Consider the following 13,919-nt stretch of genomic DNA (forward strand, 5'->3'; position numbering starts at 1 on the left):
TGAGCGTTACTCGCAGGCCACGCCGTCCGAGTCGCGGTCCAGCGCGGGCCGGTAGCCAGCCTGCCCTGCGAAGAGCGGTGCGGCACCGGCAGCGCGGGCAGCAGCACAGTTGGCGTAGTAGGCGGCAGCGGGAGCAGGGGCGGGGACTGCAGGAGCAGGGGCGGGCGCTGCAGGAGCCGGTGCTACGGGAGCAGGCGCCGGCGCAACCGGAGCCGGCGCAGGCGCGACGGGTGCAGGCGCGGCAGGCGCAGGAGCAACGGGGGCGGCGGGCGCAGGGGCAACGGGCGCAGGGGCAACGGGCGCAGGAGCAGGTTCAGCCACAACAGGTGCGGGTGCTTGAGCGTTGGTAGGTGCCAACTGCCCGGAGCAGTCGCTTAGAACCCGCGCCATTGCATCGTGCTCGGCCTGAGTTACCCACAGCATGTACGTCGCCTTCACTGAAATCTGCCGGGCGACGTACTCGCACCGGAACCCCTTGTTCGGCGGCAGCCAGGTGGCGGCGTCGCCGTCGCCCTTCTTCATGTTTGTGGGACCGTCCGTCGCCTGCAGGTTCAGCGGGTCGTTGGCAAACGCCGTCCGCTGCTCCGTAGTCAACTGCTGCGCGCCTTTCTGCCAGGCATCGCTGAGTGCGACCACGTGGTCGATCTGGACCGCGGTACTGGTGGCCTGCCGGCGCAGGAAATTGATGCTCGTACCCGTGTACGGGTCTGCCAACGTTCCCGACTTCACCTTGCACGGCACACTGTTGACGTAGGTGATGGCAGTAAGGTCGCGGTTGAGCATGTCGTTGCGCGTGTCGCAGCCGTTGCGGTCCACATCCGCCCACGCCTGTCCGAACAGCGCCCGGTCATACCCCGTCTTGGGAGCCCTGCCCTTGATGGGAAGGGTTGCCAGCAGGTCCAGCGCCTTCGTGGCGTAGGAAGGCTGCTTGTTTGGTGCCGACACCAAGGTGCCTTGGGCCACTACAACCGTTGTTTCGGGATCCAGCGGCGCGCCGGTTTCGTTCGCTGTGGGAGCGGCCGACGGCGTGGCGCTGGCTGAAGCGGTTGGGCTGGAACTGACGGTCGCCGCTGACACGATGCTGTCTGACGCGGCAGCTTCCAGGTCCGCTGTAGCCACCCGGGGCAGCGCGAGGCCGCCGGCGATGAAAAGGGCAAATGAGGTTGCGAGGGCGACGGCACCGGCCCTTCGCTTGGCTGGCAACATGGCCCAGGAGCGGCGCCCGGTCGCCAGGACGTAGAATCCCGTCAGCGCGCCGGAAATGGCCAGGAAAACCAGCGCCATTCCAATTCCACTGCTGAGTGCCCCCAGAATCATGAGAAGTGCCGTGATACCTCCGATGATGAGGGTGGAGGTACGTGGCTTACGCGGCGGCTTCGGTGCAGGCGCGGATGGACCCGAAAGGGTGCGGTAGTTTGGCAATTCTTTCCCCCATAAAGCTGGCCAGACAGGCCTGACTCGCTGCTAGTACAGCGAATGTATGTCGTCAAGCCTATTTCGAGGCCAGGTGCATAACCCCAGGTTGCCATCATCCTGTGGCAACGTTGAGCTGCTCTTGATGGAACCTTGAGCTGGTTTGTCGCACTCGGCCTTACGCGCTTAACAATCCGCGCGGCCGGACTACCTGCCCGTGCGATATGCCACTTCGTGGCCGGGCCCGGAATACTGAGATCCGGCCACGAGGTTGTGGAAGGCATGAAGGCAATCACCTACAGCACATACGGAAACCCGGACGTCCTCGAATACAGCGATCAGCCGATGCCGAAAGTCGGGCCGGGAATGGTCCTGGTCAAGGTCAAGGCAGCAGCAGTGAACCCGGTGGATTGGAAAATCATGGCCGGGTACCTGGATCCCATCATGGACCTGCAGTTTCCCGCCATCCCCGGCTGGGATGTGGCAGGGGTTGTGGAGTCGGTGGGAATTGACGCCCGGCAGTTCCAGCCCGGCGACGAGGTCATCGCCTATGGCCGCAAGGACTACGTCCACGGTGGCAGCTTTGCCGAGTACATCGCGCTCCCGGAGCGGGTCGTGGCCCGGAAGCCTGCCTCGCTCGGGTGGAACGAATCGGCGGGCCTGCCGCTGGCCGGCCTGACCGCCTACCAGGTCCTCAACCGGCTGGGCCTGAAGGCCGGCGAGACTGTCCTGATCCACGGCGGTTCCGGAGGCGTGGGCTCCCTTGGCATCCAGATCGCCGTTGCCCTGGGCGCCAGCGTCATTGCCACAGCGTCCGAGAAGAACCACGGGTTCCTCCGCTCCCTGGGAGCTGAGGCGGTTGAATACAGGGACGGACTCGCTGAGCGCGTTCGCGCGCTGCGTCCTAACGGCGTGGACGTTGTTGCCGATTTCGTCGGCGGAAACCTAGAGGCGACGCTGGCCGTGCTGGCCGAAGGAGGCCGGCATGCCTCGATCGCCGACAGTGAAGTGGAAGAGCACGGCGGCGACTGGATGTGGGTCAATCCCGTGGGAGCAGACCTGCAGGAACTCGCCGACCTGGCGGACAGCCGGAAGATCCGCGTGGAAGTTGCCGAGGTCTTTCCGCTGGAAAAAGCCGCTGATGCCTTCCGCAGCAACATGGAGGGCCATACCCGCGGCAAGATCGTGGTCGCAGTAGACCAGGATTCCTGATCCAGACAGCTGGCAACTTAGGTTCCGCTCCTACGAAGCTGGCGTGCCGCCGTCGGAAACTTCCGACGGCGGCACGTCACTCAGGCAAGTAGGTCAGCGCGCTCCCACCAGAGCGGCGCCCTCGGCGGAAGTGCCCGCCGCGACATCCGCGAGCCGAAGCCAGGTGTCCACCACCGTGTCCGGGTTCAGGGAGACGGACTCGATGCCCTGCTCCACCAGCCACTCGGCGAGGTCCGGGTGGTCGCTGGGGCCCTGCCCGCAGATGCCCACGTACTTGCCGCGTTCGCGGCAGGCCTTAATGGCCATGCTGAGGAGCTTCTTGACGGCAGGATCGCGCTCATCAAACCCTGCGGACACAATGGCCGAGTCCCGGTCCAGGCCCAAAGCCAGCTGGGTCAAGTCGTTGGAGCCGATGGAGAAGCCGTCAAAGTAGTCCAGGAACTCGTCGGCAAGCAGCGCGTTGGACGGCAGCTCGCACATCATGACCACTTCCAGGCCGTTCTCCCCGCGGCGCAAGCCGTTCTCTGCCAGCAGCTCGATGACGCCGCGGGCCTCGTCCAGGGTCCGCACGAACGGGATCATGAGCTTGACGTTGGTCAAACCCATCTCGTTGCGGACAAAGGACAGGGCCTCGCACTCCAGGTCGAAGCAATCCCGGAAGGACGGCTCCAGGTAGCGGGAGGCGCCGCGGAAGCCGAGCATCGGGTTTTCCTCGTGCGGCTCGTAGGCCGGCCCGCCCAGGAGGTTGGCGTACTCGTTGGACTTAAAGTCGGACATGCGAACGATCACCGGTTCCGGCGCGAACGCGGCGGCGATGGTGGCCACGCCTTCGGCCAGGCGCTTGATGTAGTACTCGCGCGGGCTGCTGTACGCGGCGATCCGCTCCCGGATTTTCGCCTGCACGTCCTCCGGCTGGCTGTCCAGGTTCAGCAGGGCCTTGGGGTGGATGCCGATCTGGCGGTTGATGATGAACTCGAGCCGGGCCAGCCCCACGCCGTGGTTGGGCAGCTGGGCGAAGGTGAACGCCTGCTCCGGGGTGCCCACGTTCATCATCACCTTCACGGGAGCATCGGGCATCTTGGTGATCCCGGTGTCCTCCACCGTGAAGTCCAGCAGGCCCTGGTAGATGGTGCCGGTCTCGCCGTCGGCGCAGGAGACGGTGACCTCCTGCCCGTCGGACAGTGCGTCCGTGCCGTGGCCGGTTCCGACGACGGCGGGGATCCCCAGTTCCCGGGCGATGATGGCCGCGTGGCAGGTCCTTCCGCCGCGGTTGGTGACGATCGCGGAGGCGCGCTTCATGATCGGTTCCCAGTCCGGGTCCGTCATGTCCGCCACCAGGACGTCGCCGGTCTGGAAGGCGGCCATCTGGTCGATGGCGGTGAGGATGCGGACGCTGCCGGCGCCGATGCGCTGGCCGATGGCGCGGCCCTCGGCCAGGACCGGGCCGGTTTCGTTGAGGCGGAAGCGGGTCTGGCTGCCGGGGGCGCGGCGGGACTGCACGGTTTCCGGGCGGGCCTGCAGGATGTACAGGCCGCCGTCGATCCCGTCCTTGCCCCACTCGATGTCCATGGGACGGCCGTAGTGGTTCTCGATGGCCACGGCGTGCCGGGCGAGCTGCTCCACGTCCTCGTCGCTGAGGCTGAAGCGGTTCCGCAGGGACGCCTCCACCGGGACGAAGTCGATGGTGCGGCCGATCTCCTGGCTGCTGGTGTAGGTCATCTGCAGGGCTTTTTCGCCCAGGCCGCGCTTGAGGATGGCGGGGCGCCCGGCCTGCAGCGCCGGCTTGTACACGTAGAACTCGTCCGGGTTCACCGCACCCTGGACCACGGCCTCGCCGAGGCCATAGGAGGAGGTGACGAACACGGCGTCCTGGAAGCCTGATTCGGTGTCCATGGTGAACATGACCCCGGAGGCGCCGACGTCGGAGCGGACCATCCGCTGGATGCCCGCCGAGAGCGCCACGTCCGCGTGTTCGAACTTGTGGTGCACACGGTAGGCGATGGCGCGGTCGTTGTAGAGCGACGCGAATACGTCCTTGATGGCGGCCAGGATGTTCTCGATCCCGCGGACGTTCAGGAAGGTTTCCTGCTGCCCGGCGAAGGACGCGTCGGGCAGGTCTTCCGCCGTCGCGCTGGACCGCACGGCCCAGGACAGGTCATCGGATCCGCCGTGCTTCTCCACCAGCTCCCGGTATGCGTTCCGGAGCTGGTTCTCGAAATCGGGCAGGAAGGGCGTCTCGCGGATCAGGGTCCGGATCTCCTGGCCGGCAGCGGCCAGGGCGGTCACATCATCGGTGTCCAGGCCCACGAGCCGGTCGACGATCTGCTGGTCCAGGCCGGACTCGGCCAGGAAGTTGCGGTAGGCATCCGCAGTGGTGGCGAACCCGTCAGGAACCTGGACGCCGGCGGAGGTCAGGTTCTGCACCATCTCGCCCAGGGAGGCGTTCTTGCCGCCTACCCGGTCCAGATCCTTCAGTCCGAGTTCTGAAAACCACAGGATGTCTGTCGCCATAATTACTGCTCCTTCGCAGAGGGTGAAATGCCAAGGCCCGGCTCCCGGCGGTGGCCGGGTAGGGGCAAAAGTCTTCTCCACCTTGGCAGGGCTTCCAGAACGGCGCCATATGATGTGTGCCACACCACATTTGTGAATCTTTTCCCTAGTGCTTGAGGTTCATCTTCTGCAGGATGGTGGCGGCCATCTCCTCCACGGACACGCTGGCCGAGTTGAGGTACGGAATCCCGTGGAATTCGTACAGGCGCTCGGCGCTGCGCAGCTCGAACCCGCACTGGCGCAGCGAGGCGTAGGAGGACCCGCGGCGGCGTTCGGTGCGTACCTGGCTCAGGCGCAGCGGGTTGGTGGTCAGGCCGAAACATTTCGACACGAAGGGCTTGAGCGACTTGGGCAGCCCTTCCTGGGCAAAATCCTCCTCCACCAGCGGGAAGTTCGCGGCGAAGATCCCGTGCTGCAGCGCCAGGTACATGGTGGTGGGCGTCTTCCCGCACCGGGACGGCGCCACCAGGATCACCTGGGCCTTTTCCAGCGCACGCAGGCTCTGGCCGTCGTCGTGCTCCATGGCATACTCGACGGCGGCCATCCGCGACTGGTAGCGCGCAGCGTTTCCCAGGCCGTGCGCCCGGCCTGGCTCCCCGCTGGCATGGCTGCCCAGCGCCTGCTCCAGCTGTTCGACGTACGTGCCGATGAGGTCCACGATGATTCCCCGGCAGGTAGAGAGAGTTTGGCGGATTTCGCTGCTGACCGCGGTGGAAAAGACCAGCGGGGCCGGTCCGGCGGCGGCCGCGGCGTCGATGATTTTGACGACGGACCGTGCCTGCTCAACGGTGGTGATGAAGGGGATAGTGATGCGGTCGAAATTGTTCCCGGGAAACTGCGTCAGCAGCGTGTTGCCCAGCGTTTCCGCGGTGATGCCGGTGCTGTCTGAAAGGAAATAGACAGGCCGTAGAGCGTCAGTGGTCATGGAATGACCCTAGCGGTCCATCGCCTGACGCGCGCTTAGATGAAGCTAAGGAGCAGGCGGCGGGGGGTCCGCAGGCTGCTCCGCGCGCCAAGGGGTTCGCCACTCCGGAGCCTCCCACCCATCCATGATGTAGATCCGCTCGTGCGCCACCCGGTCATCCCGGAACTCGAGAAGGCTGACCGTGTACATCCAGGGCGCACGGTCGTAACTGATCAGGTTCTCTACCACCACCAGGTCTTCACGGTGCGTGATCCGCCGGGTGTAAAACTTGAGCTCCGCCGGATACTGCCGCCGCCATTCGCGAAAATTCTCCACACCTTCGAACCGTTCGCCGGACTGGGGAAACTCGAGCACGGCGTCGTCATGGTAGATCTCGTGGGCGATGTCCTCGTCCTTGCCGGAGTACTCCCAGTGCCGGCGGAGGGCATGCAAAAGATCTGTCTCGTTGAGCATCACTTACCCCCGGCCGGGCGACGGGTAAAGACCAGGTGGACCACCCCTTGGGGAGAAGGGGTCGCTTCAATGTCGAAGCGTTCCTCGAGTCCCTCCAGTCCGTCCCAGAGCCGTTCGCCCCGGCCCAGGACGATCGGCACCAGGACGATGTGCATGTGGTCAATCAGGTCGGCCTCGAGGAACTGCCGCACCGTGCTGGCCCCGCCGCCGATCCTCACATCCAGGCCGCCGGCGAGGGCACGGGCCTGTTCCAGCGCGGAGACGGGGTCCGCGTCAACAAAATGGAAGGTTGTTCCACCTTCCATTTCGAGGACCGGCCGGGGATGGTGTGTCAGGACAACCACAGGGGTGTGGAACACGGGGTTATCGCCCCACCACCCCTTCCAGTCCTCGTTTTCCCAGGGACCCCGTTGAGGGCCGAACTTGTTGCGCCCCATGATTTCGACGCCGACCCCGGTTCCCCACTGGCTGGCGAACGCCTCGTCGACGCCGAAGGATCCTTCCGATTCCCCATGGATGCCCATTGCGCGAAAGGTCCGCGTCTCGAAGGCCCACTCCAGCAGGCGCGTGCCTGCGTGGCCGAACGGAGCGTCCAGGTGCTGGCCCTCGCCGGTACCGAAGCCGTCGAGGGAGATTGAGAAGTTGTGTACGCGGACAAGGGACATGCGGTCTCCTGAAGTGTCGTAAGCAGTCACTGTAAGGCGAATAATCACCACCGCTCAAGGCCTTGTGCCGGGCGTACCCTGAAGCTATGGACTCCGAAGTCCTGGATCTCCGGCTTCGCACCGGCATCACGGTGCCGTGCCTGGCCCAAAACAACGGCCAGGACGACGGCGGCCCGCCCCCACTCCTGCTGCTGCACGCCTGGGGCGAGTCCCGCCACAGCTTCGACCGGCTGATCCCCCTGCTGACCGGCTGCCGGGTTTACGCACCGGACCTGCGCGGGCAGGGTGAGGCGGACAAACCCGCAGGCGGCTACTCCCTTGCGGAGCAGGCCGAGGACGCCGCCGCGATCCTGGACGCGCTGGACGTGCCGCGGGCCGCCGTCGCCGGTTCCTCCAGCGGCGGCTACGTGGCCCAGCAGCTCGCCGTCAATTACCCCGCAAAGGTGACGGCGCTGGTATTGGTGGGGGCTCCCCTGAGCCTGCACGGCCGGCCCGCCTTCGCGGACGAAGTGGATGAGCTCACCGACCCTGTGGACGAGGACTGGGTCCGGGACTCGCTGTCCTGGTTCCCCCTGCTCCACGACGTCCCGGACTGGTACCTCGAGGACCGCGTCCATGACGGACTAAGGATGCCCGCCCACGCGTGGAAGAGCATCCTGCACGGGCTGTGCGAAGCCAGCCCACCCACAGAATCCCGAACAATCCAGGCGCCAACGCTCATCCTGTGGGGAGCCGAAGACAACCTGCTGCCCCGCAGCAGCCAGGAATCCCTGGCTGCCCGGATACCCGGGGCGGTCCTGAAGGTCTACGCTGACGTGGCGCACATGGTCCTGTGGGAGTGCCCTGCACGGATTGCCGAGGACACGGTGGCATTCCTCCGCACAGCTGCGCCTACCCGGAGAAACGGGGCACCGGGGGCACGGTGACTCCGGTCAGGTCCCGCGATACCCCGGGTGCTGAAGCGGCCGCTAGCGCGAAGGCTTCCCGTCGATGTCAGTCCGTGCCTCACGCTCATCTGTGGCTGGCTTGTCGTGAACCTTTTTCGGGATCTTACCCTCGACGTCAGCGGGCACAGGAGGATCCTTCTCATCGTCAGTAGACATAGGCCAAGCCTAAGCTGCAGCCTATCCATCACCGTACGTAGAGTTATTGCTCCCCTTCTGCGGCGGCAGCAGCCTTTTCGGCGTCCTTCTCAGCGCGCAGGGTCTCCGACTCGTGGCGTTCCTCGGCTTTTTCCTGCTGGATGACCTCTGCGAAGAGCTTTTCCATCTCCTTGGCCACGCCGGCAGCTGAGGCCGGGTTCTGGCCGGTCACCAGCCGCTCGTCAACCACTACCTTCTCTTCGAAGACATCAGCAAAGACGTGCGTCGCACCTTGTTCCTCCAGCCGGTCTGCCAGGAAAAACGGGATGACCTTGTCCTTCCCCGCGGCTACCTCTTCGTCGTTGGTAAAGGCAGCCACCTTCCGGCCCTCGACGAGGCGGAACCCGTTCTCCAGTTCCACGTTCAGCAGGCCGGCCGGCCCGTGGCAGACCGCACCCACCAAGCCGCCGTTGTTGTAAACGCTGGCAACGAGATTCTGCAGGCCTTCGCTGTCGGGGAAGTCCCACATGGTCCCGTGGCCGCCCACCAGGTAGACGGCGTCGTACTGGCCTGGATCAACCACATCCACGCGGGCCGTGTTGTAGAGGCCGGCGCGCGTGGTCTCATCCTCCGTGAAGGCCACCTGGATGGGATCTTTCGTGTCCACCTCGTCGCGCGGGGGCTGGCCGCCTTGGATGGACGCAAAGTCGACGAAGTGTCCGGAATCCTTGAACACCTTCCAGGGATGGGCAGCCTCGGCCACGTTGTAGCCGGTCTTCTCTCCCGTATCGCCGATCTCGGAAACGCTGGTCAGTACCATGAGGATTTTCTTCATGAAGTGCTCCTTTCGTCCAACTCCCACCCTACGCGCAGCGCCGTCCCGGCCCTCCCCGTCTTCGTTGGTGGCAGTTAGCCGCGCAGCCGCCGGGAACCATAGTGCTGGGCCAGCCTCGCCAATCCCTCATCGAGCGAGACGGCGGGTTTCCAGTCGAGGAGTTCCCGGGTCTGGCGCTGGTCGAACCAGTGGGCGGTGGAGAGTTGCTCGGCGAGGAACCTGGTCATTGGCGGCTCCTCTTGCCGCCCGGCCCAGGTCCACAGCTTTTCCACCACCGCTCCCGCCGCACGCGCCACCCCGCCCGGCACGGACCACGACGGCGCGGGGACACCTCCCGCAGCACAGATACCGGCCAGCAGCTCGCCCACCGGACGGGGCTCGCCGTTGCTTACCACCAGCGCTCTGCCGTGCACCTGATCCATGCGGTGCAGCGCGGCGACGATGGCCGCTGCGGCGTTGTCAACGTATGTGGTGTCGATCAGGGCTGCGCCGGCGTCGAGCAGCGGCAGCCGGCCCTGGCGCGCGCGTGCCAGGACCCGTTCCACCAACTGGGTGTCCCCCGGGCCCCAGACAATATGGGGCCGCACTGCCGCGACCCGGAAATCCGGAGCGTCGGCAGACAGCGCCAGCAGCTCCGCCTCGGCCTTGGTGCGGGAGTAGTCACCGTGCGCATGCTCCGGGTCCGCCGGGTTCGCGCCCAGCCCGGCAATGGCGGCGCCGGAGTTGGCCACGGACGGGGAGGACACAAACACCACGTCTTGTACCCCCGCCTCGCGGGCGCACTGCAGCAGGCGTCGGGTCCCTTCGACGTTCACCTCATCAAATTCCGCCGCCCGGCCCGTGAAAGAGACCTTGGCGGCCAGGTGGATGACTCCTTCCGCGCCCTCGACTGCTTCCCGGAGCACCTCCTCGTCGGCCAGTGAGCCGCGGAAGTCAGCAGCGCCGTCGACCTCTGACGGACGGCGCTGGAACGTCGCTACATCATGGCCCTGCCGCACCAGGAGCCGGGCAACTTCTCCCCCGAGCAGCCCGCTGGCGCCGGTGACCAGGACCCTCACGGCTTCCCCGGACGGCCGCCCGCCAGCACCCGCGCAGCCCAGCGGGACAGCCGGGTCCTGTCAATCTTGGCGTTGTGCCGGATGTCAGTGGGCTGTGCGGGGACGGCGAGCACAGCGGAAACCTGCACGCCAGCGGTGCGGGCCGCTCCACGGACGAGTCCGGCGAGCTGCGGCTCAGCGAGGCCGGCCCTGCGGGCGGGAGGGACGGTCTCGACGACGGCGACCACGGCCTGGGTGCCGGCCGGTCCCACCCCCGCGAGGGCCGCGAGCCGGACGGACTTCAGGCGTTCGATGGCCTGTTCGGCACCTACCGGAGTCACCACGGCGCCGGGGGCCGTCACCACATGCGCGAGGCGTCCTTCCACCCACAGCCGGCCGGCGGCGTCGAAGTGCCCCACATCGCCGGTGCGGTGCCATCCCGGGATGCTGGTGCTCTCCCCCTGGGTCAGCCAAAGCCTGTCGTACGCTTCCTTGACGTGCGGGGCGCTGACCAGGATCTCACCGGTCACGCCGGCTTCGGTCACGGGCTGAGACCCGGGTGCGGTGCCGTCAGCCGCCAGCGGGATGACCGCCACGCGGGCGCCGTGCACCGGCTTTCCCACGCACACGCCGTTACCTGCTCCCGGCACGGCGCCGGCGGCAGCATCGGCGTCGGCCGCCTGGATCTGCTCGAGGCTGATGTCGGTGACCGGCAGTGCCTCCGTCATTCCGTACGGGGTGTGGAGGGTGGCACGGGGCAGCAGCCGCTGCACCTCGGCCAGCAGCGGCTCGGGGACGGGCGCGCCGGCAGACAGCAGCAACTCGACGCTTCCCAGCGCTTGGTGCCCGGCGTCGCTCAGGCCTTCCTTGGTGGCGAGGACGTTCCGCAGCGCGGCCGGAGAGGCGAACACCACCGTGGCGTCGATGGCCGCGGCGGCGTCGGCGAGCGCTGTTGCCGTGAGGGTGCGGGGCGCGGTGACGTCCATGGCCGGCGTTACCGATACTGCTCCGAGCGCCGGCCCCAGCAGGGCGAACGGGGCGAAGCCTGCCACCAGCCGGGCACCGGAACGGATTCCGAAGGTTGCGGCCAGCGTGTCCCGCATCGCGGCCAGCTGCCGGTGCGTATACAGAACGCCTTTGGCGGGGCCGGTGGAACCGGAGGTGAAGAGGACGGCGGCCGGAGCATCGGGATTCGCGCTTTCGTTCAGCTGCGAACCGCGGCCGGCGCCGGCCCGGGCCAGGGATGCGAGGGAGGTCTCGACTCCCAGGAGCCGACGGCGGGCGGCGGGGAGGTCCTGCACGCTGATCCGCCGTCCCGGCCAGCCGAGCACCGATGCGGCAGCGAGCGCCTTGTCGATGCCGATGAGGAAATCGGGGGTGGCGCCCTTCACGGCGCGGCTCAGGCCCTTGGTTCCCAGCCCGGCGTCGGCCACCACCACCACGGCGCCCAGCCGCAGGCAGGCGTAGAGGGCCACGGTCAGGTCCACCCCGGGCGGAACCATCAGGCTCACCCGGCTGCCGCTTGCCACACCGGCGTCCCGCAGCCCGGCCGCGAGGTCCAGGATGTTCCGGTCCAGCTGCTGCCAGCTGAGCGAACGGGCTGTGGTGCCGTCCGGCGCCATTTCCGCGACGGCGGTGTCCCCTCCCGCCGGCCCTGAGGCCTGTTCATTGAGCAGGTCCCACAGCGGGGTGAAGGGCGCGGGCTCCGGCCCGGCCGGTGCACCTTCAGCGCTCGGGGCTGTGCTTTCGCCGGTACCGATGTTTCCCGCGAGCCACTGGAAGACGGGCGCGGCAATGTTCCGGTCCTCAGCCACGAGGTGGCCTGCGCCTTCAAACCGATGCACGTGGGCGTGCGGAAGCCGGGTGAGAAGGTCTTTCAGGTACCGGTCAGAGAAGATGGGATCCCGGGGGCCCCAGAGCATCAGCGCCGGGACCTTCAATTCGCGCAGCCCTTCGGCTACGCCGGTGAGTGCGGGGAAGCTCGGGTGGGACGCGTCCACGGGAATATCTGCCACAAAATTCCCCACCCCGGCCCGGCGGTCGGCGCTCCGGTAGGGGGCCATGTACGCCTTGCGGATGTCGGCGGGCAGCGGCGGGTGTGCCAGGGAGTGCGTCACCCGGAGAAAGGCGTCCGACGTCGTGGTCCCCCACTGGTGCACGGCAGGGTGCAGGGCAAGCCGCAGGGCCGGCGGGATGGCCGAACCGGACGGCTGGTGGACGGCGGTGTTGGTGAGGACCACCCCGGCGAGCTGCTGCGGGTGCGCCAGGGCCCAGCCCAGGCTGATCACGCCGCCCCAGTCGTGGCCCACCGTCACTACCGGACCGTCCAGGTCCAGAGTGTCGGTGAGGTCACGGAGGTCGTTGATCCGGTCGGCCAGGCGGCGGAAGGTGCCGGTGCGCTCCGAGAAGCCCATGTCCAGCTGGTCCACCGCGATAACGCGCCACGGGTGGACCGGATCTGATCCGGCTGCCAGCAGTGACCGCCACAGGTAGGACCAGGTGGGGTTGCCGTGGACGCACAGCAGGGTTCCGGCCGGGGTCAGGCCGAGGCGGGCCAGTTCTTCGCCGTTGTCCAGCAGGTGCCAGCGGCGCGCCGTGCCTGGCGCGTCGGCGGCAGAGGTGGAAGGCACGTCAATGTCGCGCGACCATTCCCTGCGGACACCGGGCCAGCCGGCGGCTACCAAACGATTTCCAGCATCGCGGTATTCAGCCCGGAGCCCACGCCCATGCACAGGACCCGGTCCCCCGCTTCAAGGGACTGCGCTTCGGCGGCGAGGGTCATGGGGAGGGAGGCCGGGCCCACGTTGCCCCAGTGCGGGAATGTGATGGGCACCTTGTCCGGATCCAGGTCGATCGCGTCGATGATGGCCTTCGTGTAGGCGTTGCTCACCTGGTGCGTGACGTACCGGTCCATGGCGGCCCAGTCCCACTCAGGCTGGGCTTCGTGCCAGGCCTCGACGACGAGCTGCAGGCCGCCGTCGAGCAGTCCTTTTGTGTCGGTGGCCATGCCGTCGATGCCACCCACGCACAACTCGTGGTGTTCGGTGCCGGCGCGCATGACTCCGCCGACGATCCGGTGCGAGCCGGGGTGCTGGTCCGCGGGGCCGAGGACGGCGGCAGCAGCTCCGGAGCCCAGGGTGAGGGTGGCGAATTCCCGGTTGAAGTCCTCGCGCGTGGTCTCGGGCCGCTCCAGCCGGGCCAGCGTGGCCTCTTGCGTGGACTCGGCGTCCTCGCCGTTGACGATCACCGCGTACTTGATCTGGCCGGAGTCGATCATGCTGGCGGCCAGGGTCAGGCCGTTGACGAACCCCAGGCAGGCGTTGGCGAGGTCGAAGTTCATGGCCGACGACGGCAGGCCCAGTCCGTGATGGATCTTCACCGCGACGGACGGTTCCAGGTTGCGCCGCGTCACCGAGGTGTTGATCAGCAGGCCGACGTCGGACGCTTCCACGCCTGCCTCGGCCAGGGCCTTCGCGCCTGCTTCCGCGGCAGCGTCATCAAAGGACGTCCCTGCTGCCCACCAGCGGCGGTGCGTCACGCCGGCAACGCGCTCCAGCAGCCGGGGCGGGAACTTCAAACGCTGCAGTGTGGACGCCAACCGGTGGTCGAAATCGGTGGAACTCACGATCCTCGGAGCCTCGACACTGCTCACCGAAAGAAGCGCGGTGTTGCTGTGCCTGAAGGTTGCATTCCCTGCCAAATCAAGCCCCTGTTCGTTTCCGTCCTGCCTGCACACGGTGGCTGTAC

The 13,919-nt window shown here is 67.2% G+C and carries 12 protein-coding genes; 2 read left to right on the forward strand and 10 right to left on the reverse strand.

Features of this window, described 5'->3' with window-relative positions:
- Positions 1-6: 6 nt before the first annotated feature.
- Positions 7-1,422, reverse strand: a complete 1,416-nt coding sequence (locus AC5RVN_RS08630) for a GmrSD restriction endonuclease domain-containing protein (RefSeq protein WP_494137654.1) — start codon at positions 1,420-1,422, stop codon at positions 7-9.
- 273 nt (positions 1,423-1,695) lie between these two features.
- On the opposite strand from AC5RVN_RS08630, the gene AC5RVN_RS08635 reads away from it, so the two are divergent.
- Entirely contained in the window at positions 1,696-2,625 is a 930-nt protein-coding gene (locus AC5RVN_RS08635) for an NADP-dependent oxidoreductase (RefSeq protein ID WP_494137655.1), read from the forward strand.
- A 93-nt stretch (positions 2,626-2,718) separates the two neighbouring features.
- Here AC5RVN_RS08635 and ppsA read toward each other — a convergent pair whose 3' ends face one another.
- The 4 genes from ppsA to AC5RVN_RS08655 form a co-directional block, all read right to left on the reverse strand.
- Entirely contained in the window at positions 2,719-5,136 is a 2,418-nt protein-coding gene (ppsA, locus tag AC5RVN_RS08640; protein WP_494137656.1) for a phosphoenolpyruvate synthase, read from the reverse strand.
- Positions 5,137-5,281: 145 nt separating this feature from the next.
- On the reverse strand, positions 5,282-6,100 hold the full coding sequence (locus AC5RVN_RS08645) for a pyruvate, water dikinase regulatory protein (protein WP_494137657.1): 819 nt from the start codon (positions 6,098-6,100) through the stop codon (positions 5,282-5,284).
- 45 nt (positions 6,101-6,145) lie between these two features.
- Positions 6,146-6,553 carry a nuclear transport factor 2 family protein gene (locus AC5RVN_RS08650; RefSeq protein ID WP_494137658.1) on the reverse strand — a complete coding sequence of 136 codons (408 nt, stop codon included), beginning with the start codon at positions 6,551-6,553 and terminating at the stop codon, positions 6,146-6,148.
- The gene (locus AC5RVN_RS08655) at positions 6,553-7,218 is read right to left on the reverse strand and encodes a dihydrofolate reductase family protein (protein ID WP_494137659.1); all 666 of its coding nucleotides are present in this window, start codon (positions 7,216-7,218) and stop codon (positions 6,553-6,555) included. The genes AC5RVN_RS08650 and AC5RVN_RS08655 overlap by 1 nt, the downstream gene beginning before the upstream one ends.
- Before the next feature lie 86 nt (positions 7,219-7,304).
- On the opposite strand from AC5RVN_RS08655, the gene AC5RVN_RS08660 reads away from it, so the two are divergent.
- Entirely contained in the window at positions 7,305-8,144 is an 840-nt protein-coding gene (locus AC5RVN_RS08660) for an alpha/beta fold hydrolase (RefSeq protein WP_494137660.1), read from the forward strand.
- Between the two features lie 42 nt (positions 8,145-8,186).
- On the opposite strand, the gene AC5RVN_RS08665 is transcribed toward AC5RVN_RS08660, so the two are convergent.
- The 5 genes from AC5RVN_RS08665 to AC5RVN_RS08685 all read right to left on the reverse strand — a co-directional run bounded on the left by AC5RVN_RS08665 (position 8,187) and on the right by AC5RVN_RS08685 (position 13,872).
- Positions 8,187-8,321: a hypothetical protein gene (locus AC5RVN_RS08665; protein WP_494137661.1), complete on the reverse strand. Its 135-nt coding sequence runs from the start codon at positions 8,319-8,321 to the stop codon at positions 8,187-8,189.
- A 43-nt stretch (positions 8,322-8,364) separates the two neighbouring features.
- A complete protein-coding gene (locus AC5RVN_RS08670; protein WP_494137662.1) occupies positions 8,365-9,135 on the reverse strand; it encodes a type 1 glutamine amidotransferase domain-containing protein in 771 nt (256 codons plus the stop codon).
- 74 nt (positions 9,136-9,209) lie between these two features.
- Complete coding sequence (locus AC5RVN_RS08675) at positions 9,210-10,193, reverse strand: NAD-dependent epimerase/dehydratase family protein (RefSeq protein ID WP_494137663.1); 984 nt, start codon at positions 10,191-10,193, stop codon at positions 9,210-9,212.
- A complete protein-coding gene (locus AC5RVN_RS08680) occupies positions 10,190-12,856 on the reverse strand; it encodes an alpha/beta fold hydrolase (protein WP_494137664.1) in 2,667 nt (888 codons plus the stop codon). Before AC5RVN_RS08680 ends, AC5RVN_RS08675 begins: the two co-directional genes overlap by 4 nt.
- Positions 12,850-13,872, reverse strand: a complete 1,023-nt coding sequence (locus AC5RVN_RS08685) for a 3-oxoacyl-ACP synthase III (protein WP_494104723.1) — start codon at positions 13,870-13,872, stop codon at positions 12,850-12,852. Before AC5RVN_RS08685 ends, AC5RVN_RS08680 begins: the two co-directional genes overlap by 7 nt.
- Positions 13,873-13,919 lie beyond the last annotated feature (47 nt).

It is taken from the genome of Arthrobacter sp. sptzw32, assembly GCF_059089735.1.

Excerpts from the sequence above, each read along its gene's own strand:
- AC5RVN_RS08635 (WP_494137655.1), top strand. The coding sequence starts at position 1,696 with ATGAAGGCAATCACCTACAGCACATACGGAAACCCGGACGTCCTCGAA.
- ppsA (WP_494137656.1), bottom strand. The coding sequence starts at position 5,136 with ATGGCGACAGACATCCTGTGGTTTTCAGAACTCGGACTGAAGGATCTG.
- AC5RVN_RS08645 (WP_494137657.1), bottom strand. The coding sequence starts at position 6,100 with ATGACCACTGACGCTCTACGGCCTGTCTATTTCCTTTCAGACAGCACC.
- AC5RVN_RS08650 (WP_494137658.1), bottom strand. The coding sequence starts at position 6,553 with ATGCTCAACGAGACAGATCTTTTGCATGCCCTCCGCCGGCACTGGGAG.
- AC5RVN_RS08655 (WP_494137659.1), bottom strand. The coding sequence starts at position 7,218 with ATGTCCCTTGTCCGCGTACACAACTTCTCAATCTCCCTCGACGGCTTC.
- AC5RVN_RS08660 (WP_494137660.1), top strand. The coding sequence starts at position 7,305 with ATGGACTCCGAAGTCCTGGATCTCCGGCTTCGCACCGGCATCACGGTG.
- AC5RVN_RS08665 (WP_494137661.1), bottom strand. The coding sequence starts at position 8,321 with ATGTCTACTGACGATGAGAAGGATCCTCCTGTGCCCGCTGACGTCGAG.
- AC5RVN_RS08670 (WP_494137662.1), bottom strand. The coding sequence starts at position 9,135 with ATGAAGAAAATCCTCATGGTACTGACCAGCGTTTCCGAGATCGGCGAT.